1 protein-coding gene (running past one end of the window) is annotated in these 25,906 nt (G+C 69.8%); it reads right to left on the bottom strand.

What is annotated here, in order from left to right; genetic code table 11:
* Window positions 1-25,906, bottom strand: partial view of a non-ribosomal peptide synthase/polyketide synthase gene (locus tag N8I87_RS37955; RefSeq protein ID WP_263215394.1) — the 5' portion only. Its footprint begins 5,780 nt before the window's first position; only the first 25,906 of its 31,686 coding nucleotides appear in the window; the start codon lies at window positions 25,904-25,906; the stop codon falls past the left edge of the window.

Here is a 25,906-nt window from a genome sequence, read left to right as displayed (position 1 = left end):
CGCGGGCCGCACGACCGGCAACCTCGTCCAGGTCACTGTCCCCTGCGTCGGTCGCGTCCACGTGATGGATCAGCCCGGCTGCCGTCACGGTTCCCCGCTCACCGACCCTCAGCCGCGATCCGCCGCCCGCGACACGAACGCGCAGCATGTCGTGCGCGTCAACAACCGCACCCACAGCCGTGGCCAGCGCCTCCCGGTCCAGCCCCGCCGGTGCACCAACGACCATCCACTGCGCGAACCGCGAGCCGACAGCCCGTTCACCCATGGCCCTCATCGCAGGCGTCCAGGCCACCTCGCCCACACCGTCGTCACCCGAACCACCGGTGGACTGACCCTCCACAGGCTGAGCGACCAGCGCCAGGCGTTCGACGGTCTTCTCCTCGAACACCTGCCGCGGGGTGACCACCCACCCGGCGCGCCTCGCCCTCGACGCCAACTGCATCGACATGATCGAGTCGCCGCCCAGCTCGAAGAAGCCGGCATCCGCCACCACCTGCTCCAGCCCCAGCACCTCGGCGAACAGGCGGCACAAGGTCTCCTCGACCACACCTTCCGGCGCCCGCCCGGACACCTGCTCCGCGAAGTCCGGCGTCGGCAGAGCGGCCCGGTCCACCTTCCCATTGACCGTCAGCGGCAGCGCCTCCAGCACCACGATCGACGACGGCACCATGTACTCCGGCAACCGCGCACCGGCGAACTCCCGCAGTTCCGCGATGTCCACCTCGCAGTGCGCGGCCGGGACGACGTACGCGACCAACCGCCTGTCACCGGCCTGGTCCTCGCGCACGATGACCGACACTTGGCCGACACTGTGGTGCCCGGCGATCACTGAGCCGACTTCCCCGGGCTCGATACGGAACCCACGGATCTTGACCTGCTCATCGGCACGCCCAGCGAAGTGCAGTTCACCGTCGGCCGACCAGCGAGCCAGGTCGCCGGAGCGATACATCCGTTGCCCCGGTACGAACGGGCAGGCCACGAACCGCTCGGCCGTCAGGTCCGGACGTCCCACATAGCCCCGCGCCAGCCCCGCTCCGGAGATGTAGACCTCGCCGACGCCATCGACCGGCATCGGCCGCAGGAACTCGTCCAGGACAAAGACCTGGCTGTTGGCCAGCGGACGGCCGATCGCGGGCGGTGCGTCCTGCGACGTGATGCCCTCACCGAGCGGAGTGGCAGTGGCGGTCGTGATGACGGTGGCCTCGGTAGGACCGTAGGTGTTCCACACCCGCGCCCGCGCCCGCCACCGCGCGGCCAGGTCGGCGCTCAACCGCTCAGCGCCCAAAACCCAGTTGGACACTCCAGGCACCGACGCCGGGTCCAACACCCCGAGCAGCGACGGCACCACACTCGCCACCGACACACCCGCCGCACGGATCATCTCCGCCAGCACCGCAGGATCAGTACGCTCCTCACTCCCGGCAATCGCCAGCGTGCCACCCGCGACAAGCGTCACCGCCACGTCCAGCACCGCCGCGTCAAAGCTGAACGACGCGAACTGCAACGCCGTCACACCCTCATCCACGCCCAGCACCGGCCGCATCGCCTCCGCCAGGTTGGCCACGCCACGGTGCGCAACCGCCACACCCTTCGGCCGGCCGGTGGAACCCGAGGTGTAGATCACGTACGCCAGTTGGTCCGGATCCACGACCGTGTTCAACGGCTCCGCCGATTCCGCGGCCAGCGCCTCCGGCGCCTCATCGAGCAGCACCACGTGCTCGGCCTCCAGGTCCGCCGAGGTGGTGAGCACGACCGAGGCCCCGCTGTCGGTGACCATGTAGGCGAGTCGATCGGCGGGGTACTCCGGATCCAGCGGCACGAACGCGGCCCCGGCCTTCCACACCGCCAACTCGCCCACGACCATGTCCGCCCCGCGCGGCAGGCACAGGCCAACCCGGGACTCCGGCCCAACCCCCAGGCCGATCAGATAGCGCGCCAACTGGTTGGATCGCGCCTCCAACTCCCCGTACCTGATGACCTCTTCACCGCACCGGACAGCCACCGCCGTCGGCGATCGCCGCGCCTGTGCTACGAACAGCTCCAGTACCGACCCCGCCGGAACCGGCCGCGCCGTGGCATTCCACTCCCGGACGACCCGGGTGCGCTCGGCCTCGCTCAGAACCTCTATCCGCCCCACCAGGATCGACGGGTCGGCAGCCAGTTGCTCAAGCACCCGCAGCAGGGAGGCCAGGATCTCCTCCGCCTCGCCGTGCTCGAACACATCCGGGCGATAGGAAAGTTCTGCCTCCAGCGCGTCGCCGGGGTTCACCACCAGACTGAGCGGGTAGTGACTCGCGTCCCGGCTCGCCCCTGCCGGGCGAATGGTCAGCGCGTCCTCGTCGGCTTCAGTGGCTTGGCGCGGGTAGTTCTCGTAGACGATCAGGGTGTCGAAATCCGCGCCGGGGCCGACGAGTCGTTGGATCTCCGCCAGGCCCAGGTGCTGGTGCGCCATCAGCGCAACCTGGCGCGCCTGAAGGTCGGCAAGCAGCTCCGCCGCGGACTGCGCGCCATCGAGCCGCACCCGCACGGGAACGGTGTTGATGAACAGCCCGATCGCCGACTCCGCGCCGGGCAGGTCAGCGGGACGTCCGGCCACGGTGACACCGAAGACCACGTCGTGCCGTCCGGCCAGCCGCGCCAGCACCAGCGCCCAGGCACCCTGCACGACGGTGTTCACGGTCAGACCACGGCTGCGCGCCAACTCCTCCAACTTTTGCGTCAGTTCGTACGAGAACTCGATGCGCGCGGGCTCGGGCATGACCGGCGTCCGTACCAGGTCCGCGGGCACGACACGGGTCGGCTCCTCGGTCCCGGCCAGCTCCGCCCGCCAGACGGTTCGCGTCCCCTCCTTGTCCTGATGGGCCAGCCACGCCAAGTACTCCCGGTAGGAGGTGGGCGCGGGCAGCGTACGCGGGTCGCCTGCCGTCGCGTACAGCGTGGAGAGTTCATTGAGCAGGACCGGCAATGACCAACCGTCGATGACGATGTGATGGGTCGTCATCACCAACAGGTGCCGGTCGGCGGCGAGGCGGATGAGCAGCAGCCGCAGCATTGGTGGCGCCGTCAGATCGAAGCGCTGTGCCCGCTCTTCGGCGGACAACCGCTCGACCTCGGCGGACAACCGCTCGCCCTCGGCCGACGCGTCCTCCTCCAGCAGGCCGGAGACATCCGCCTCCCGCCACGGCAGCTCCACCTCACGGGATATGGCCTGCACGGCATCCCCCGAGGCACCCCGGTGAAAGCCGGCCCGCAGGATCGGATGCCGGTCGACGACCGCCTGCCAGGCCGCCCGCAGCCGGGCCACGTCCAACGGCCCCTCGAGCGCCAGCGCCCGCTGCCCCTCGTAGACGTCCGGGCCGTCGATGTCGAACGCGGCGTGGAAGAGCATGCCCTCCTGGAGCGGCGACAGCGGCCAGACGTCCACCAGGTTCGGGATCGCCGACTCCAGTTCGTCCACGCCCTCCTGCGTCAACTCCACGAGCGGGAAGTCGGAGGGGGTGTAACCGCCCGCGATGGGTGCGTCGGTGGTGTGTGTGGCCAGGCCGTCCAGCAGCTCCAGCCACAGTCCAGCCAGCCGCTCGGCCGCCGCGTCGTCCAGGAGTCCGCTCGGCCAGTTGAGTGTGAGGGTGAGCTCCGGCCCGTGCGCCGTATCGCGTACGACGGCACTCGCTTCGAGGGCGTGCATCACCGGGGTGTCCGGGTCTGCCGCTCCGCCGACCGCGGTCTCGCCGGCCAACTGCCAGGCGCCGATCGGCCCCGTCTGCTCACCGGCGTCGAACCGGCCCAGGTAGTTGAACCCGATCTGGGGGGATGGGAGTTGAGCCAGGGTCGTGGCCGTGTCGGGGTTGAGATGGCGCAGCAGGCCGTAGCCCAGCCCGTCACCGGGCACGGAACGCACCTGCTCCTTCACTCGCTTGACCAGCGCACCCGCCGCCGGGCCGCCCGCGCGTGCCTGGGCCAGATCGATCCCGTGGGGATCGAGCCGGACGGGGTGGATGTCGGTGAACCAGCCCACCGTCCGGGACAGGTCCGTCCCGTCCCCGTCCATCGGCTCTCGACCGTGACCCTCGACATCGATCAGCAGCCCGGGGGCAACGTTCGGACGCCAGTCGATGACAGCACCGGCCAAGGTGGCCAGCAGCACCTCGTGCAGCCCGCAGTGGAACGCCGCTGCCGTGCGCCCGGCCAACACCGCCGCTTGCTGGACCGGCACCACCCACGAGCGGTGCCGTAGCGTCTCGATGGTGTCCCGGGCCGGGTCCAGCACCCTGCTCCCGAGCGACGGCTCCTCGCCGTCCAACAGGGCAGCCCACGCCTTCAGCTCGGCACGGCGCTCTTCGCTCCGGGCCCGGTTGGCCAGCAGCTCCGCCCACCGGCGGAAGGACGTACCCGTCGGATCGAGGACGGGCGCTCCGCCCGCGATCACGGCCTCGTACGCGGCCTGCAGATCCGGCAGCAGAATCCGCCAGGACACACCGTCGACGGCCAAGTGGTGGACCACCAGCACCAGCCGACCGGTGCGGGACGGCCCGGCGTCCGCCCACACGACCTGCGCCATCACGCCAGATACGGGATCCAGCCGGGCCACGGCGGCTTGCGCCTGCTCCTCGACCAGACGATCCAGCTCACCGTCCGCCACATCGGCCGCGTCCACCCGGTGGACCAACCGAGCCGCATCCACCGACCCCGACTCGCCCACCGCCAGGCGCCGTTCGCCGAAGCCCTCGACGCGGGCGCGCAGCATGTCATGCGTATCGAGGACCGCGCCCACAGCCGTGACCAGCGCCTGCAGGTCCAAGTCGGCCGGCGCACCGACGACCGTCCACTGCGCGAACCGCGTGCCGGTCACCGCCGACAGACCGAGCGCCCGCATCACCGGCGTCCAGGGCACCTCGCCGATCCCCACGTCGCCCGGGGCTGCGGCCCGGCCGTCCACCGGCTCCGCCACCAACGCCAGCCGCTCGACGGTCTTCTCCTCGAACACCTGCCGTGCCGTGACCACCCACCCGGCGCGCCGGGCCCGGGACGCCAGTTGCATCGACATGATCGAGTCGCCGCCCAGCTCGAAGAACGAGTCCTCGGCGCTCACCTGTTCCAGCCTCAGCACGTCGGCAAAGAGTGCGCCAAGGGCCTCCTCGACCTCGCCCCGCGGTGCCCGCCCGGACGCCTTGCCCACGAAGTCCGGCGCGGGTAGCGCGGCCCTGTCCACCTTTCCGTTCAGCGTGATCGGCAGCGCGTCCAGCACCACGACCGCGGCCGGGACCATGTATTCCGGCAGTTCGGCCGCCACGAAGTCACGCAGCGCCGCGCCCTCGACCGCACGGGCACCACCGTCGCCGGTCGGGACGACATAGGCGACGAGCCGTTTCTCGCCCGGCCGGTCCTCGCGCACCACGACCGTGACCTGGCCGACGCCGGGGTGTCCGGTCAGGACCGCCTCGACCTCGCCCGGTTCGATCCGATGTCCACGGATCTTCACCTGCGCGTCGGCCCGGCCGACGAACTCCAGCTCGCCCACGCCGGTCCAGCGCACCACGTCTCCGGTCCGGTACATCCGCGCACCCGGCAGGAACGGGGAGGCCACGAACCGCTCGGCGGTCAGACCCGGCCGTGCCGCGTAGCCGCGCGCGAGGCCCGCCCCCGCGATGTACAGCTCGCCTCCGACCCCGACCGGTGCGGGCCGCAGGAAACCGTCGAGCACGTACACGCGCATGTTGTCCAGCGGACGGCCGATGGGCATCTGCAGCGGGGCCGGTGCGTCCGGCTCGATGCGGTACGACGTCGCGAACGTGGTCGTCTCGGTAGGGCCGTAGCCGTCCACGACCACCAGGCCCGGGCACGCCTCCCGCACCCGGTGGACCGCATCCGCCTGCACGGCATCACCGCCGGTCCAGACCTCGCACAGCCCCGCCAGACACCCGGGGTCGTCCTGCGCGAAGAGGTGGAACAGCGCTGCCGTCAGCCACAGCGCGGAGACCCCGTGCCGTCCGATCAACTCCCGCAGTTGCGCCGGCGTCGGCACGCCCGGCGGCGCGACGACGACCCGGCCGCCGGACAGCAGGGGCACCCACAGCTCGTACGTCGACGCGTCGAACGTCTGCGGAGAGTGGAACAGCACGGTCTCGTGCCCGTGTACGAACCGGCTGTCCCGGACGAGCGCGGCCACGTCCGCGTGCGTGACCGCCACACCCTTCGGGACACCGGTCGACCCGGACGTGTACATCACGTACGCCACATCCTCGGGTCCGGCCCCGGCGACGGCCTCGACTCCGTCGTCGGCACCGGTCATCAGCGCACCGACCCGCACCACGTCCGCGGGTTGGTCGGTCAGCTCCTGATCGGCGACGGCCAGCCGAACGCGCTCCAGCACCACACGCCGACGCGCCGCGGGCCAGTTCGCCTCCACCGGGACGAACCCGGCGCCGGCCTTCAGCACACCCAGCAGTACGGCGACCAGCTCGGCCGACCGCTCCATCGCCACGCCGACCAGGTCACCGCGGGACACGCCGCGCTCGGCCAGGCCGTACGCCACTCGGTCGGCGATCCGGTTCAGCTCGGCGTACGACCACTGCGGGCCGCCCTCGCCGACGACCGCGACCGCGTGCGGCGTCCGCCGTGCCTGTGCCGTGAACAGCTCCGGCAGGGATACGGGGGACAGCGGACGCGCGGTGTCGTTCCACTCATCGAGCATGCGCGAGCGCTCGACCTCGCTCAGGCCGTCGATCCGGCCCACCGGCAGCGAGGGGTCGGCCGTCAGCTGGTCGAGGACCCGCAGCAGGGAGGCGAGGATCTCCTCGGCCTCGACGCGCCCGAACACATCCGGCCGATAGGACAGCTCGCCGCCCAACCGGTCACCGGGGTTGACGATGAGGGTGAGGGGGTAGTGGCTGGCGTCCTCCGCCTTGCCCTCCGGGCTGATGGCCAAAGCTTCGGCGTCCGACGCGGCCGGACTGTGCGGGTAGCTCTCGTACACGACCAGGGTGTCGAACTCCGCGCCGAGCCCGGCGAGCCGCTGGATCTCGGCCAGGCCCAGGTGCTGGTGCGCCATCAGCGCCACCTGCCGCGCCTGAACGTCGGCAAGCAGCTCCGCCGCGGACTGCGCGCCATCGAGCCGCACCCGCACGGGAACGGTGTTGATGAACAGCCCGATCGCCGACTCCGCGCCGGGCAGGTCAGCGGGACGTCCGGCCACGGTGGCACCGAAGACCACGTCGTGCCGTCCGGCCAGCCGCGCCAGCACCAGCGCCCAGGCACCCTGCACGACGGTGTTCACGGTCAGACCACGACCGCGGGCCAGCTCCTCCAACGCCCCGGTCTGTTCACCGGTGAGCTCGAACAGCACGGGCTCGGGCATGACCGGCGTCCGTACCAGGTCCGCGGGCACGACGCGGGTCGACTCTTCGGCTCCGGCCAGCTCGGCCTGCCACGCGGCGCGGCTCGATTCCTGGTCCTGGCGGGCCAGCCAGGCCAGGTACTCGCGGTACGACGTCGGCGCAGGCAGTCCCAGAGCGTCGCCGCCCGTCTCGTACGCCCTCAGCAGCTCTTGGAGCAGGACCGGCAGCGACCAGCCATCCATGAGGATGTGGTGGCTGGAGAGGACGAGGCGATGCCGGTCGGCGCCTAGGCGGACGAGCAGGACGCGCAGCAGTGGTGCGGTCGTGAGGTCGAAGCGTTGTGCCCGTTCGTCGGCGGACAGCCGCTCGATCTCGGCCTGCGCGTCGGCTTGCGACAGGCCGGAGACATCCGCCTCCCGCCAGGGCAGCTCCACGTGCCGGGCGATGACCTGGACTGCCTCGCCGGTCCTACGACGGCGGAAGGCGGCCCGCAGGATCGGGTGCCGGTCGACGACCGCCTGCCAGGCCGCCCGCAGCCGGGCCGGGTCCAGCGGTCCGTCGAGTGCCAGCATCCGCTGACCCTCATAGACGTCCGGACCCTCGTCGTCGAAGGCGGCGTGGAAGAGCATGCCCTCCTGCAACGGTGACAGCGGCCAGACGTCCACCAGGTGCGGGACCGCGGCCTCGAGCTCCTCGACTTCGTCCTGTGAGAGGTCGAGGAGGGGGAAGTCGGACGGGGTGTGGCCGCCCGCGGTGGGGGCGTGGGTGGTGTGCGCGGCCAGGCCCTGAAGCATCTGCAGCCACAGCGCGCCGAGGCGTTCGGCGGCCGCCTCGTCCAGGAGTCCGCCCGGCCAGTCCAGGGTGAGGGTCAACTCCGGTCCGTCAGCTGTGTCGCGTACGACGGCGCCTGCGTCGAGGGCGTGCGTGGCAGGAGCGTCCGGATCGGCCGCGCCGCCGACTGCCGTCTCGCCGGCCATCTGCCAGGCGCGGGCGGGGCTGGACTGCTCGCCCGCGGTGAACCGGCCCAGGTAGTTGAAGCCGATCTGGGCGGTGGGGAGTTGGGCGAGGATCTCGGCGGTCTCCGGGTTGAGGTGGCGGAGCAGGCCGTAACCGAGTCCGTCACCGGGGACGGAGCGCGCCTGCTCCTTGACCGCCTTGAGCAGTGCACCGGCCGCTGGGCCGCCCGTCAGGACCTCAGCAAGGTTGCCAGCCGATGTGTCCAGGCGGACGGGGTGGACGTTGGTGAACCAGCCCACCGTGCGGGACAGGTCCACTCCGGCCGCCGACTCACGGCCGTGGCCTTCGATGTCGACCAGCACCTTGCCGGCCGAACCGGACCGCCAGTGGGTGACCGCTCCGGCCAGGGTCGCGAGCAGGACTTCGTGCAGGCCGCAGTGGTACATCGTGGGGATCTGGCCGGCCAGGACCGCCGCCTGCTCTACCGGCACCGTCCAGGAACGTTGCTTGAGCGTTCGTACCGTGTCCAGGGCCGGATCCAACGCGCGGTCGCCGAGCGGCGGTTCGTCGCCTTGGAGGAGTTCGGTCCAGGCTTGGAGTTCGGCGTGCCGGTCGTTGCTGCGGGCCTGGGTGGTCAGCAGCTCCGCCCAGCGGCGGAAGGACGTGCCCACCGGGTCGAGCGCGGGTGGTCCGCCCGCGATCACTGCCTCGTACGCGGCTTGCAGGTCAGGCAGCAGAATCCGCCACGACACGCCGTCCACTGCCAGGTGGTGGACCACCAGCACCAGGCGGCCGGTGCGGCACCGCCCCGCATCCACCCACACGACCTGTGCCATCACGCCAGACACGGGATCCAGCCGGGCCACGGCGGCTTGCGCCTGCTCCTCGGCCAGACGGTCAAGCTCGCCGTCCCCCGCGTCGGTCGCGTCCATGTGGTGGATCAGCTCGGCTGCCGTCACGGTTCCCGGCTCACCGACCATCAGCCGCGTCCCGTTGTCCTCGACACGGGCGCGCAGCATGTCGTGGGTGTCGATGACCGCGCCCAGGGCGATGGCCAGTGCCTCACGGTCGAGCGCGGCCGGCGCGCCAACGACCGTCCACTGTGCGAAGCGGGATCCGATGACCGTCTGCTCGCCGAGTGTCCGCATCACCGGCGTCCAGGGCACCTCGCCGATTCCGACGTCGCTCGGGGCGACGGACTGGCCGTCCACCGGCTCTGCCACCAGTGCCAGGCGTTCGACGGTCTTCTCCTCGAACACCTGCCGCGGGGTGACCACCCACCCGGCGCGCCGGGCCCGCGACGCCAACTGCATCGACATGATCGAATCGCCGCCCAGCTCGAAGAAGCCGGCGTCGGCCGCAATGTGATTCAGACCCAGTACCTCGGCGAACAGCCCGCAGAACAGCTCCTCTTCGGGCGTGGCCGGCGCCCGGCCCACCATGCCGCCAGGTGCCTCGGGCGCGGGCAGTGCGGTCCGGTCGACCTTGCCGTTGACCGTCAGCGGCAGCGCGTCCAGGACCACCACCGCGGACGGGACCATGTACTCCGGCAGCATGTCGGCCGCGTACTCACGCAGCGTCGCACCGTCCACGGCACGGTCCGCGGCAGGCACCACGTATGCGACGAGCCGCTTGTCGCCCGGCCGGTCCTCACGCACAACGACCGCGATGTGAGCGACATCCTCCTGCTCAGACAGGACTGCTTCGATTTCGCCGGGTTCGATTCGGTACCCGCGGACCTTGACCTGTGTGTCGGCCCGGCCGAGGAACACCAACTCCCCCTCATCCGTCCACCGCACCACATCCCCGGTCCGATACATCCGCACCCCGGCAACGAACGGACACGCCACAAACCGCAGCCCCGTCAGCCCTGGCCGTCCGGCATACCCACGCGCCAGCCCCGGCCCCGCCACATACAACTCACCCGCCACCCCCGGCGGCACCGGCTGCAAGAACCCATCCAGCACAAACACCCGCACGTTGTCGACCGGCCGCCCGATCGGCACCACACGCCCACCCGGCACCAACACCCCACTCATCGCCGCACAGACCGTCACCTCCGTCGGCCCATACGCATTGACCAAACGCCGCCCCACCGACCACCGCTCCACCAACCCCAACGGCAGCGCCTCCCCGGCAACCACCACCGTCTCCACCCCAGCCGGCAACTCCTCCTCCACCGCCAGCACACTCGGCGGCACCGTCACATGCGTCGCACCCGACCGCTCCAACGCCACACCCAACGGCACCTGAGGAGGCAGCTCCCCTGCCGGTGCCACCACCAAGGCGGCCCCGGACAGCCACGCCATCAACAGCTCGGAAACCGCCGCATCAAAACTCAACGACGCGAACTGCAACACCCGCGCCCGCTCATGCACCCCGAACCGGTCAATCTGCGCCCGCGCCAGATTCCCCAGCCCCGCATGCGACACCACCACACCCTTCGGCCGCCCCGTCGAACCCGACGTATAGATCACATACACCGCATTCGCAGGGGTCAGCGCACCACGCCGCTCACCCGGCAACACGAGACCGGGCGCGCACGCCGCGATGTCGCGGGCGACTGCCGGGTCATCGATCACCAGCACCCGTGCGCCTGGCCGGTCCGGCACCACCGACCGCGTCGCCCGACTGCACACCACCACCACCGGACACGCATCCCCCAACACAAACGAGATCCGCTCCGCCGGATACGCCGGATCCACCGGCACAAACACCCCACCAGCCAGCGAAATCGCAAGCACCACCACCGCCATCTCCACCGACCGCTCAACCACCACCCCCACCCGCACCTCAGGACCCACACCCAAACCCATCAGATACCGAGCAAACCGCCCCGCCTCACCCGCCAACCCGGCATACGACAACGACCGCCCACCCGACACCACCGCCACCGAATCAGGCGAACACCCCACCCGATCCGCAAACAACTCCGGCAACACACCCGACGACACCGACCGCGCCGTCGCATTCCACTCCCCCAACACCCGCTCACGCACCACACCACCCAACACACCAACACGCCCCACCAACCCCCACGGATCCCCCACCACCTGCTCCAACACCCACAGCAGGCGGTCGATCAGAGCCCGCGCAGCTGTCTCGTCGAAGAGGTCCGTGCGGTAGGTCAGCTCCATCCGCAGTCCGTCGATCGGATCCACCACCAGACCGAGCGGATAGTTCATGGATTCGCGCATCCCGGCCGCGACAAGGCGCAAACCTCCGGACCCGGTGTTCTCCGTGTCCTCGCTCACCGGCTGTAGGCCATTGGCCCCAGAACGGAAGTTCTCGAACGCAAACAGCGTGTCGAACACCGCGCCCTGACCGGCCAGCCGCTGGATCTCCGCAAGGCTCAGATGCTGGTGGTCCAGCAACGCTGCCTGCTGTGACTGCAGTTCGGTCAGCGCATCGGCAATAGGCTGCGCCGGGTTCAGCCGTACCCGTACCGGAATGGTGTTGATGAAGAGGCCGAGCATGTCCTCCATGCCCGGCAGGTCGGCGGGTCGTCCCGCCACTGTGGCACCGAAGACCACGTCGTGCCGCCCGGCCAACTGCCCGATAACCAGCGCCCAGGCAGCCTGCACCACCGTGTTCAGTGTGACGCCCTGCCTTCGAGTCAGCTCGTCGAGGGCTGTGCGCAGCGTGTCGTTCGCCTCGGCCGAGACGACAGCGGAACCGGCTTCCGTGTCCCGGTCGATCGGTGCGATGAGGGTGGGTTCGTCGGTGTCGGCCAGGGCCTGCTGCCAGGCGTCACGTGCGGCGGGCTTGTCCTGCCGCGCCAGCCACGCCAGGTACTGCCGGTAGTCCGGCACCGGCGGCAGACCGGCTCCGCTCCCCTCAGCGTCGTAACACGCCCACAGCTCACGCATCAGGATCGGCAGGGACCACCCGTCCAGCACGATGTGGTGCAGCGTCACGACCATCCGGTGGCGCTGTTCGCCCAGCTTGACCAGCAGCACCCGCAGCAACGGCGGCTGCCCCAGATCGAAGCGCCGCGCCCGCTCCGCAACCTCCAGCCCCTCCAACGCCACCCCGGCCTGCTCCACCCCGAGCCCGGACAGGTCCTCATCCCTCCATGGCAGCTGGACCCGTTCCACGACCACCTGCACCGGCTCAGCCACCCCGGCCAGCTGCCGGAAACCCGCACGCAGACTCGGATGCCGGTCGATCAGCGCCTGCCACGACCCCCGCAACACCGCCCCGTCCAGCGGCCCCTCCAAGTCCAGCAGCATCTGCTCGACATACACATCCCTGCCCTGCTCGTCATACAGGGCATGAAAGAGCAGACCCTCCTGCAACGGCGCCACCGGCAGCACATCCACCAGCCCCGGACACGCCGCCTCCAACTCCTCCACCCGCGCCTGCTCCAACGCCACCAGCGCAAAATCAGAAGGAGTAAACCCACCAGCAGACCCATCAACGGCATGCGCGGCCAGACCGGACAGCATCGCCGCCCAGCCCTCCACCAACCCCCACGCCTCCGCCTCACCCAACAACCGACCCGGCCACGCCACACTCAACACCAACACCGGACCGTCACCGCCCTCGTGGACGGCTGCCATCACTTCCAGGGCGTGCATCACCGGCACGGAACTGTCGGGGCTCTGGCCCAGGCCGATCCCACCGATCGGCTGCCAGTCCTGATCACGGCCTGAGACACGGCCCAGGTAGTTGAAGCCGATCTGCGCCTTGGGCAGCTGTGCCAGGACACCGCCGGTCTCTTGGTTCAGATGGCGCAGCAGGCCAAAGCCCAGTCCATCACCGGGGACGGAACGCACCTGCTCCTTGACCGCCTTGAGCAGCGCACCCGCTGCCGGCCCGCCGGCCCGTACCTCTGTCGTTTCGAACGTCCCGGGCGCCAGTCGCACGGGGTGGACGGCGGTGAACCACCCCACGGTCCGGGACAGTTCCACCCCTGCGGACAACGGCTCACGGCCGTGGCCCTCCACGTCCACCAGGATCCCGCCCTCGATGCCCTGGTCACCGCGCCACGCCGCCACCGCCGCGGCCAGCCCGGTCAGCAGAACGTCGTCGACCCCGGCATGGAAGGCCGCCGGGACGCCGGTCAGCAGGGCCGACGTGATCTCCGCCGACACGGTGATCGAGGCCTGCCGTACGGTGCCCTCGACATCCCGGGCAGGATCCATCGGCTCATCGGTCAGCAGCGCACTCGCGCCTTCCAGCAGCTCGGTCCAGGCCTCCAGCTCCGCCACCCGTTCGTCGGCGTGGGCCTGGGCAGTCAGCTGCCTCGCCCAGTGCCGGAACGGGATCGGCACCGACCCGAGCGCCGCCTCCCGACCATCCGCCGATGCCGCGTAAGCCTCGGCCAGATCCGGGAGCAGCACCTGCCAGGAGACGGTGTCGATCACCAGGTGGTCGGCCACCAGCAGCAGCCGCCCAACGGCCTCCGGCCCGGCGTCGAACCACACCACCTGCAGCATCACTCCGGCCTGCGGATCGAGCCGGCCTGCCGCCGTCCGTGCCTGATCCTCGACCAGCCGGGTCAGTTGCTCGTCGTCCAGGCCCGCCGCGTCCAGGCGCCGCACCCACGAATCAACCGCAACCGTGCCCGGCTCCGGCACCACCAAGCGTCGCGGCACGATCTCCAGGCGCGCCCGCAACACCTCGTGGTGGTCCACCAGGGTCTGGACCGCTGCGGCAAGCGGTGCCAGCCGCACCTCGGCCGGGCTACGCACCACACTTGCCTGGACGACCTGCCGGATCCGGTCGACCCCGACCCGGTCGAGGACTTCGTGCATCACCGGTGTCAGCGGCACGTCACCGATGCCGGGCTCCACGCGGCTCGGTGCAAGCTCCTCCGCCACACCGACGACGGCCGCAAGCCCCTCGGGAGTGCGCCGCTCGAACACCTGCCGAGACGTGATCACCACACCCGCCCGCCGGGCACTGGAAACGAGCAGCATCGACAGAATCGAATCGCCGCCCAGCTCGAAGAAACTCTCCTCGACACCGACTCGCTCCAGGCCCAGCACCTCGGCGAACAGGCCGCACAACAGCTCCTCGACCGGCGTGACAGCGGCACGGCCACTCCGGGCCTCCACGGCAGGCGCGGGCAGGGCCGAGCGGTCGAGCTTGCCGTTGACCGTCAGTGGCAGCGCATCCAGCACTACCACCGCGGACGGAACCATGTACTCAGGCAGACGGGCCGCCACGAACTCCCGCAGCTCCGCGCCATCCGACGCCCGCTCACCAGCCGGGACTACGTACGCGACCAGCCGCTTGTCGCCTCCCTGCTCCTCACGCACGATGACCGCCGCCTGGCCGACGCTCCCGTGCGCACTCAGCACCGATTCGATCTCACCGAGCTCGATACGGAAGCCGCGTATCTTGACCTGCTCGTCGGCGCGTCCGGCGAAGTGCAGCTGACCGTCCGCACTCCAACGGGCCAGGTCGCCGGAACGGTACATCCGCTGACCGGGCAGGAACGGGCAGGCCACAAACCGCTCCGCGGTCTGCCCCGGGCGGCCTACGTAGCCCCGGGCCAGCCCCACTCCAGCGATGTAGACCTCGCCCACGGCACCGATGGGCAGGGGCCGCAGGAGGTCATCGAGCACATACACCTGGGAGTTGGCGAGCGGGCGGCCGATCGCGGGCGGTGCGTCCTGCGACGTGATGCCCTCACCGAGCGGAGTGGCAGTGGCGGTCGTGATGACGGTGGCCTCGGTAGGACCGTAGGTGTTCCACACCCGCGCCCGCGCCCGCCACCGCGCAGCCAGGTCGGCACTCAACCGCTCAGCGCCCAAAACCCAGTTGGACACTCCAGGCACCGACGCCGGGTCCAACACCCCGAGCAGCGACGGCACCACACTCGCCACCGACACACCCGCCGCACGGATCATCTCCGCCAGCACCGCAGGATCAGTACGCTCCTCACTCCCGGCAATCGCCAGCGTGCCACCCGCGACAAGCGTCACCGCCACATCCAGCACCGCCGCGTCAAAGCTGAACGACGCGAACTGCAACGCCGTCACACCCTCATCCACGCCCAGCACCGGCCGCATCGCCTCCGCCAGGTTGGCCACGCCACGGTGCGCAACCGCCACACCCTTCGGCCGGCCGGTGGAACCCGAGGTGTAGATCACGTACGCCAGTTGGTCGAGCTCCGGCAACAACCCCAACCGTTCCCCGGACTCCATGGCAATCGCGTCGGCCACCTCATCCAGGAGCACGGCCTCGAGCGACAGCGCGTCCAGCACCTCGGATGTGCTGAGCACCACCGCCGCACCGCTGTCGGAGACCATGAACGCCAGCCGGTCCGCCGGGTATTCGGGGTCCAGCGGCACAAAAGCGCCCCCGGCCTTCCACACCGCCAACTCGCCGACCACCATGTCCACCCCGCGCGGCAGGCACAGGCCAACCCGGGACTCCGGACCGGCCCCCAGCCCGCTCAGATACCGCGCCAGCCGATTCGCCCGAGCCTCCAACTCCCCGTACGAGACCGCCTCTTCACCGCACCGCACAGCCACCGCCGTCGGTGACCGCCGCGCCTGGTCCTCGAACCGAGCCAGCACCGACCCTGCCGGCACCGCCCGGGTGGTGTCGTTCCACTCCTCCACCACCCGCGCACGCTCGGCCTCACCGAGGACGTCGATGTCGCCGAACCGCGCCTGCGGGTTGTCCGCCATCTGCTCCAGGATGCGCACCAGTCGCTCAGCCAGCGCCCGAACCGTGTCCTCGTCGAGCGCATCGGGGCGGTAGTCCAGCCGCAGCGTCAGGTCATCCGGGTTCACGCCCAGGGTCAGGGCGAAGTTCGTCGACTCACGCAGGCCGGTACCGGTGAGCGTGACCGCGTCCAAGGCGGGAGGGGCCGACGGATCGCCCGGATAGTTCTCGAATGCCATGAGGGTGTCGAAAGTGGCACCCGGCCCGGCGATTCGCTGGATCTCGCTCAGGCTCAAGTGCTGGTGATCCAGCAGCACGGACTGCTGCGCCTGGAGATCGGTCAGCATGTCGGCGATGGTCCGCGCCGGGTCCAGTCGCACCCGTACCGGAACCGTGTTGAGGAACAGCCCGAGCATGTCCTGCATGCCCGGCAGTTCGGCGGGCCGTCCCGCCACCGTTGCGCCGAAGACCACGTCGTGGCGCCGGGCCAGTTGGCCGACCACCACCGCCCAGGCCGCTTGCAGCACGGTGTTCACGGTGACGCCGTGCCTGCGAGCCGACTCCCTCAGGGCCGTGGCCAGCCGCTCACCCGGCTCGGTGGTCAGAATGCGGGTCAGCACAGGGGTGTTGGTCGACACGTGGGGGGCGATGAGGGTGGGTTCGTCGGTGCCGGCCAGGGCCTGCTGCCAGGCCTCACGTGCGGCGGGCTTGTCCTGCCGCGCCAGCCACGCCAGGTACTGCCGGTAGTCCGGCACCGGCGGCAGACCGGCTCCGCTCCCCTCAGCGCCGTAACACGCCCACAGCTCACGCATCAGGATCGGCAGGGACCACCCGTCCAGCACGATGTGGTGCAGCGTCACGACCATGCGGTGGCGCTGTTCGCCCAGCCTGACCAGCAGCACCCGCAGCAACGGCGGCTGCCCCAGATCGAAGCGCCGCGCCCGCTCCGCAACCTCCAGCCCCTCCAACGCCACCCCGGCCTGCTCCACCCCGAGCCCGGACAGGTCCTCATCCCTCCATGGCAGCTGGACCCGTTCCACGACCACCTGCACCGGCTCAGCCACCCCGGCCAGCTGCCGGAAACCCGCACGCAGACTCGGATGCCGGTCGATCAGCGCCTGCCACGACCCCCGCAACACCGCCCCGTCCAGCGGCCCCTCCAAGTCCAGCAGCATCTGCTCGACATACACATCCCTGCCCTGCTCGTCATACAGGGCATGAAAGAGCAGACCCTCCTGCAACGGCGCCACCGGCAGCACATCCACCAGCCCCGGACACGCCGCCTCCAACTCCTCCACCCGCGCCTGCTCCAACGCCACCAGCGCAAAATCAGAAGGAGTGAACCCACCAGCAGACCCATCAACGGCATGCGCGGCCAGACCGGACAGCATCGCCGCCCAGCCCTCCACCAACCCCCACGCCTCCGCCTCACCCAACAACCGACCCGGCCACGCCACACTCAACACCAACACCGGACCACCAGAACGGTCCTGAACCAGCGCCTCCGCCTCCAAGGCATGGAGTACGGGGAACTCTCCGCTCACGCCCTCGCCGGGCTCACTGTCATGGACCGGTGTCCAGTCCCGGTCCAGTCCCTGAGCGGCTCGCATGGCGGCGACGCGGCCCAGGTAGTTGAAGCCGATCTGGGCCGAGGGAAGCTCGGCCAAGACGTCAGCCGTGTCCGGGTTGAGGTGGCGGAGCAGGCCGTAGCCCAGTCCGTCACCAGGGATGGAACGCACCTGCTCCTTGACCCGCTTCAGCAGCGAACCCGCAGCCGAACCACCCGCCAGCACATCGGCCAGATCCACACCCGCGGCATCCACCCGCACCGGATGCACACTGGTGAACCAGCCCACCGTCCGCGACAGATCCATCCCCTCGACCAAAGCCTTGCGGCCATGGCCCTCAACGTCGATCAGGACACCGCCCTCAAGTCCCCGACCGCGGCCTAGCCGCTCACCCAGGGCTCCCGCCAGACCGGCAAGCAGCACATCGTCGACCCCCGCATGGAAGGCCACAGGCACACCGGTCAGCAACGCCGACGTGACCCCCGCCGGCACGGTGACCCTCACCCGCCGGACGGTGGAGTCAAGGTCCCGGGCCGGGTCCACGGGCTCGTCGGTCAGCCCTGTCTCCCGGCCCTCCAACAGCCTGCTCCACGCCGGAAGTTCCGCCACCCGCTCCTCCGCGTGAGCCTGGGCCGACAGCTCCCCCGCCCAGTGCCGGAAAGAGATCGGCACCGACCCCAATTCAGGCTGACTGCCACCGGCCAAAGCCGCATAGGCCTCGGCAAGATCCAGCAGCAGCACTTGCCAGGAGACGGTGTCGATCACCAGGTGGTTGACCACAAACAGCAGCCGCCCAACGGCCTCGGGGCCGGCGTCGAACCACACCGCCCGCACCATCACCCCGGCAACAGGGTCGAGCCGTGCGACAGCCGCCTGCGCCTGCTCCTCGATCAGCCGGGTCAGTTCCTCCTCGTCGAGCCCCACCGCATGCACCCGCCGGACCCACGCATCGACCGCGAGAGTGTCCGTCCCCGGCACCACCAGCCGCCAAGGCCCGGCCTCCAGCCGCGCCCGCAAAATCTCATGCCGATCCACCACAGCACTCAACGCACCTGTGAGAACAGCAAAGTCCGTTCCCGCCGGGGCCGTCACCAGAGCCGACTGAACGACCTCTCTCACCTGCTCTGCCCCGACTCGGTCGAGAACTTCGTGCATCACCGGGGTCACCGGTATCTCGCCGACACCGGGCACAGCACGGCTCGGTACGAGCTCCTCCGCCACGCCGACGACAGCCGCAAGCCCCTCGGGAGTGCGCCGCTCGAACACCTGCCGAGACGTGATCACCACACCCGCCCGCCGCGCGCTGGAGACCAACAGCATCGACAGAATCGAATCGCCGCCCAGCTCGAAGAAGCTGTCGTCGACACCAACCCGTTCCAGGCCCAGCACCTCGGCGAACAGGCCGCACAACAGCTCCTCGAGCGCTGTGGCCGGGGCACGGCCCTCGCCACGGCCGGACACCTCCGGCGCGGGCAGGGCGGCACGGTCGAGCTTGCCGTTGACCGTCAACGGCAGCGCCTCCAACACCACCACCGCGGACGGAACCATGTACTCAGGCAGACAGTCAGCCGCGTACGCCCTGAGCTCCGCGACATCGAGTTCGCCGCTGTCGGCCGGCACCACATAGGCGATCAGCCGCTTCTCGCCCAGTTGGTCCTCGTGCACTACAACCGCCGCCTGACCGACCCGCTCGTGCCCGGCGATGACTGAGGTGATCTCGCCCAGTTCGATGCGGAAGCCACGGATCTTCACCTGCTCGTCCGCGCGACCCGCGAAGTGCAGCTCTCCATCTGCCGACCAACGGGCCAGGTCGCCGGAGCGGTACATCCGCTGCCCCGGCACGAACGGGCAGGCCACGAACCGCTCCGCCGTCTGCCCCGGACGGCCTACGTAGCCCCGGGCCAACCCCAACCCGGCGATATAGACCTCGCCCACGGTGCCGATGGGCGCGGGCTGGAGGAAGTCGTCCAACACGTACATCCGGGTGTTGGCGAGGGGGCGGCCGATGGAGGGTGGTGCGTCCTGCGAGGTGGTGCTCTCACCGAGCGGAGTGGTGGTGGCGGTGGCGATGACGGTGGCCTCGGTCGGCCCATAGGTGTTCCACACCCGAGCCTGTGCCCCCCACCGCGCGGCCAGGTCGGCACTCAACCGCTCGGCTCCCAGAACCCAGTTGGACACTCCGGGCACCGACGCCGGGTCCAACACCCCGAGCAGCGACGGCACCACACTCGCCACGCTCACACCCGCAGCACGGATCATCTCCGCCAACACCGCAGGATCAGTACGCTCCTCACTCCCGGCAATCGCCAACGTCCCGCCCGCAGCCAGGGTGACCACTACATCCAGCACCGCGGCATCGAAACTGAACGACGCGAACTGCAACGCGGTGACACCCACATCCACACCCAGCACCGGCCGCATCGCCTCCGCCAGATTCACCAGGCCGCGGTGCGCAACCGCAACACCCTTCGGGCGCCCCGTCGACCCGGACGTATAGATGACATACGCCAGCTGCTCATCCGTCAGAGAGACATTCAGGGCTTCTGCCGACTCCTCGGCGATGGCCTCCGCGGCCTCGTCCAGCAGCACCACATGCAGGGCCTCCAGCGTCAGCCCTTCCAGTGCCTCGGACGTGCTGAGCACCACGGCTGCCCCACTGTCGGCAACCATGAACGCCAACCGATCCGCCGGATACTCCCGATCCAGCGGCACGAACGCACCGCCCGCCTTCCACACCGCCAACTCGCCGACCACCATGTCGACACCACGCGGCAGACACAGACCAACCCGCGACTCCGGACCAACCCCCAACCCGATCAAATACCGAGCCAACCGATTCGCCCGAACCTCCAACTCCCCATACGAGACCACCTCAGCCCCGCACCGCACCGCAACCACATCCGGCGCAACCCCAACCCGCGCCGCGACAAGGTCCAACACCGAACCCACCGGCACCGACCGCGCCGTGGCATTCCACTCCCCCACCACCACAGACCGCTCCGCCACACCCAGCACATCAATCTCGCTGAGCCCGAGAAGCGGGTTGGCAGCAACCTGCTCCAGCACTCGCAACAGCCGGCCGGCCAGGGTCTGAGCGGCGTTGGTGTCGAAGATGTCCTTGCGATAGTCGAGACGGAGCCTCAGCCCGCCGATCGGCTCCACGCCCAGGGTCAGCGGGTAGTTGGTCGACTCCCGCACGCCGGTCTTGGAAAGCCGCAATGGCTCGGGAGGGGTGTTCTGGCCGGCGCGGTAGTTCTCGAAGGCCATGAGGGTGTCGAAACTCGCGCCTGGCCCGGCGATTCGCTGGATCTCGCTCAGGCTCAAGTGCTGGTGGTCCAACAGCGCGGACTGCTGCGCCTGCAGTTCGCCCAGCATGTCGGCGATGGTCCGCGCCGGGTCCAGTCGCACCCGTACCGGAACGGTATTGATGAAGAGGCCGAGCATGTCCTCCATGCCCGGCAGTTCGGCGGGCCGACCAGCCACTGTGGCACCGAAGACCACGTCGCGGCGGGACGTCAGCTTGCCCACGACAATCGCCCAGGCGCCCTGCACCAAGGTGTTCTGTGTGAGGTCATGCCGGCGAGCCGTCGCTTCGAGGGCACCGGTCAGCTCCTCGTCCGGTGTGATGACCACCTGGCCGGTGTCCCCCGCCGCTTCGGGTTCGTGCGGCGCCACCAGCGTCGGCTCCTCGGCACCGACGAGGGCCTGCTGCCAGGCGTCACGTGCGGCGGGCTTGTCCTGCCGCGCCAGCCACGCCAGGTACTGCCGGTAGTCCGGCACCGGCGGCAGACCGGCTCCGCTCCCCTCAGCGCCGTAACACGCCCACAGCTCACGCATCAGGATCGGCAGGGACCACCCGTCCAGCACGATGTGGTGCAGCGTCACGACCATGCGGTGGCGCTGTTCGCCCAGCTTGACCAGCAGCACCCGCAGCAACGGCGGCTGCCCCAGATCGAAGCGCCGCGCCCGCTCCGCAACCTCCAGCCCCTCCAACGCCACCCCGGCCTGCTCCACCCCGAGCCCGGACAGGTCCTCATCCCTCCATGGCAGCTGGACCCGTTCCACGACCACCTGCACCGGCTCAGCCACCCCGGCCAGCTGCCGGAAACCCGCACGCAGACTCGGATGCCGGTCGATCAGCGCCTGCCACGACCCCCGCAACACCGCCCCGTCCAGCGGCCCCTCCAAGTCCAGCAGCATCTGCTCGACATACACATCCCTGCCCTGCTCGTCATACAGGGCATGAAAGAGCAGACCCTCCTGCAACGGCGCCACCGGCAGCACATCCACCAGCCCCGGACACGCCGCCTCCAACTCCTCCACCCGCGCCTGCTCCAACGCCACCAGCGCAAAATCAGAAGGAGTGAACCCACCAGCCACCGGATCAACGGCATGCGCGGCCAGACCGGACAGCATCGCCGCCCAGCCCTCCACCAACCCCCACGCCTCCGCCTCACCCAACAACCGACCCGGCCACGCCACACTCAACACCAACACCGGACCACCAGAACGGTCCTGAACCAGCGCCTCCGCCTCCAAGGCATGCATCACCGGCGCCTGGGCGGCGATCCCCTCGCCCAGCCCGTCCTCAGCCAGCTGCCATTCCTCCTCACGAGCGGCGAATCGGCCGAGGTAGTTGAAGCCGACCTGCGCGGACGGCAGTGCAGCCAGCTCCGAGGTGGTCTCCGGGTTGAGGTGGCGGAGCAGGCCGTAGCCCAGTCCGTCACCGGGGATGGAACGCACCTGCTCCTTGACCCTCTTCAGCAGGACACCCGCAGCCGTACCACCCGCCACGACATCGGCCAGATCCACACCCGCGGCATCCACCCGCACCGGATGCACACTGGTGAACCAGCCCACCGTCCGCGACAGATCCATCCCTGCGGACAACGGCTCCCGGCCATGGCCCTCAACATCGACGAGAACCCCGCCCTCAGAGGCCCGGCCACCACCGAGCCGCTCACCCAGGGCCCCCGCCAGACCCGCAAGCAGCACATCGTCGACCCCCGCATGGAAGGCCACGGGCACACCGGTCAGCAACGCCGACGTGACCCCCGCCGGCACAGTGACCCTCACCCGCCGGACTTCGGCGCCCCGGTTCAGCTCCTCGTTCAGCGGCCGGTCCGTCAGCAGCGAATCGCCGCCCTGCACCAGCTCTGTCCACGCCTGAAGTTCCGCCACCCGCTCCTCGGCGTGAGCCTGGGCCGACAGCTCCCCCGCCCAGTGCCGGAAAGAGATCGGCACCGACCCCAACTCAGGCTGACCGCCACCGGCCAATGCCGCATAGGCCTCAGCCAGATCCGGTAGCAGGACACGCCACGAGACGCCATCCACCACAAGGTGAGCGACCACCAGCAGCAGCCGGCCACCGGCGTCAGTTCCGGCGTCGAACCACACCGCCTGCACCATCACCCCGGCAAGAGGGTCGAGCCGCGCGACAGCCGCCTGCGCCTGCTCCTCGATCAGACGCGTCCGCCCGGTGTCGTCCAAGCCACTCGCGTCGACCCGCCGGACCCACGAGTCGACCTTCACCGTGCCCGCCTCGGGCACCACCAGCCGCCAGGGCCCGGTCTCCAGCCGCGCCCGCAAAGCCTCATGCCGATCCACCAGCGCCTGTACCGCATCCACCAGCGCTGCCAGATCCAGACCGGTCGGCACTGACACCAGCGCCGACTGGTACACCTCGCCCAGATCCTCCGGGGCCACCCGCGCCAGCAGCTCGTGCATCACCGGCGTCAGGGGCACCTCGCCCGTGCCGGACACCGCCTCGCCGGCCGAGGCGCGGTCGGTCGAAGGAACGGCCACCGCGGCCACCGCGGCCGGGGTGCGCAGCTCGAACACCTCGCGAGTGCTGATCGCCACGCCTGCCCGCCGGGCACTGGAGACCAACAGCATCGACTGGATCGAATCGCCGCCCAGCTCGAAGAAACTCTCCTCAACGCCTACCCGCTCCAGGCCCAACACCTCGGCGAACAGTCGGCAGAACAGCTCCTCGTCGCGCGTCGCCGGTGCACGGCCCTCACTGCGGCCGGACACCTCCGGCGCGGGCAGGGCGGCACGGTCGAGCTTGCCGTTGACCGTCAACGGCAGCGCCTCCAACACCACCACCGCGGACGGAACCATGTACTCAGGCAAACGCTCGGCCGCGACCTCCCGCACCACAGTGCTGTCGAGTGCATCACCGGCAGGGACGACGTAGGCGATCAGCCTCTTCTCGCTCTGCTGGTCCTCACGGACCACTACGGCGGCCTGTCCGACATCGGCATGGGAGGCCAACACGGTCTCGATCTCACCCAGTTCGATACGGAAGCCGCGGATCTTCACCTGCTCGTCCGCGCGACCCGCGAAGTGCAGCTCTCCATCTGCCGACCAACGGGCCAGGTCGCCGGAGCGGTACATCCGCTGCCCCGGCACGAACGGGCAGGCCACGAACCGCTCCGCGGTCAGATCCGCACGTCCCACATAGCCCCGAGCCAGGCCGGAGCCCGCGATGTACACCTCGCCCACGACACCAACCGGTGTCGGCCGCAGGAATGCATCCAGCACATACACCTGGGTGTTGGGTAGCGGTCGGCCAATGGCGGGTGGTGCGTCCTGCGAGGTGGTGCTCTCACCGAGCGGAGTGGTGGTGGCGGTGGCGATGACGGTGGCCTCGGTCGGCCCATAGGTGTTCCACACCCGAGCCTGTGCCCCCCACCGCGCGGCCAGGTCGGCACTCAACCGCTCGGCTCCCAGAACCCAGTTGGACACTCCGGGCACCGACGCCGGGTCCAACACCCCGAGCAGCGACGGCACCACACTCGCCACGCTCACACCCGCAGCACGGATCATCTCCGCCAACACCGCAGGATCAGTACGCTCCTCACTCCCGGCAATCGCCAACGTCCCGCCCGCAGCCAGGGTGACCACTACATCCAGCACCGCGGCATCGAAACTGAACGACGCGAACTGCAACGCGGTGACACCCACATCCACACCCAGCACCGGCCGCATCGCCTCCGCCAGATTCACCACGCCGCGGTGCGCAACCGCAACACCCTTCGGGCGCCCCGTCGACCCGGACGTATAGATGACATACGCCAGCTGGTCGAGCTCCGGCGACGACCCCAGCGATGCCCCGGACTCCGCGGCTATCCCACCCGCCGCCTCATCGAGCAGCAGCACATGCTCCGCGCCCAACTCGAGCCCATCCAGCGCGTCGGATGTGCTGAGCACCACGGCTGTCCCACTGTCGGCAACCATGAACGCCAACCGATCCGCCGGATACTCCCGATCCAGCGGCACGAACGCACCGCCCGCCTTCCACACCGCCAACTCGCCGACCACCATGTCGACACCACGCGGCAGACACAGACCAACCCGCGACTCCGGACCAACCCCCAACCCGATCAAATACCGAGCCAACCGATTCGCCCGAACCTCCAACTCCCCATACGAGACCACCTCAGCCCCGCACCGCACCGCAACCACATCCGGCGCAACCCCAACCCGCGCCGCGACAAGGTCCAACACCGAACCCACCGGCACCGACCGCGCCGTGGCATTCTCATTGAGGTGGAGCCGTGGGTTGGCGGCGACCTGTTCCAGGTAGCCCACGATGTAGCTGTGGGCCGCGCGGGCCCAGTCGGCGTCGTAGCGGTCGGGGTTGACGTCCACGGTGACCCGTACACCGGTCTCGACCGACCAGTCGCTCACGCGCACAGCGAACTCCGCGACCTGCCGAACCGGCAGGTGGTCCACGATGCTGCCGTGCTCCCCGAAGCGGAGTTCCTCATCGATCGGCGTGATGTTCACATGCGGGCCGACGTCCGCTTGTTCGCCGGACGACCGGATCGCCATGAAGGACGCGACCGCCGCGACGATGAGGCTGGACCAGCGTGTCTCACCGTGGGGTGTCGCCGTACGAAGGGTCGCCACCGTTTCGGGCGGTACGAGGCCGGTCTCGCGCAGGACGGAGGCACCGGGCCGCGGATCATGTGCATAGGGCTCGGAGGCCCCATGGAAGGCCGGCTCCCCGCGAAGCAGGTCCGTATAGATCTCCGCGACTCGGCGCGCGATCAGCGAGCAGCCAGAGCCTGAGTCCGAGTCAGAGCCAGAGTTGTCCAGCAAGTCGTTCAGCAGCTGCGGGTTGTAGCAGTGAAACCAGATATGGCATTCCGGGGAGATCCTGAAGAGACCGAATGAGTAGAGCCGGTCGCCGGCTGGGTTCTTGACCTGCTGAAGTTCTACCTGCATCAGCATCTCGGCGACCCCGCGCGGGTCGCTCTCGCCAGTCAGGTCGACGGCCTGGAAGTTCCAGTCGGGAACTGGACCGATGGCCTGTATAACGACCTGCCTGAGCGCCGACTCGAAGGTTGCACTGTCGATCTCACCGAATATCTCGACGCGCTGACCGACATTGATGTGACCGGCGTGGCCGTTCAT

The sequence above is a fragment of the Streptomyces sp. HUAS 15-9 genome (genome assembly GCF_025642155.1).
GTDB lineage: Bacteria > Actinomycetota > Actinomycetes > Streptomycetales > Streptomycetaceae > Streptomyces.
Note: the sequence above shows the minus strand (reverse complement) of the source record. Positions and strands in the feature narration are given on the sequence as shown.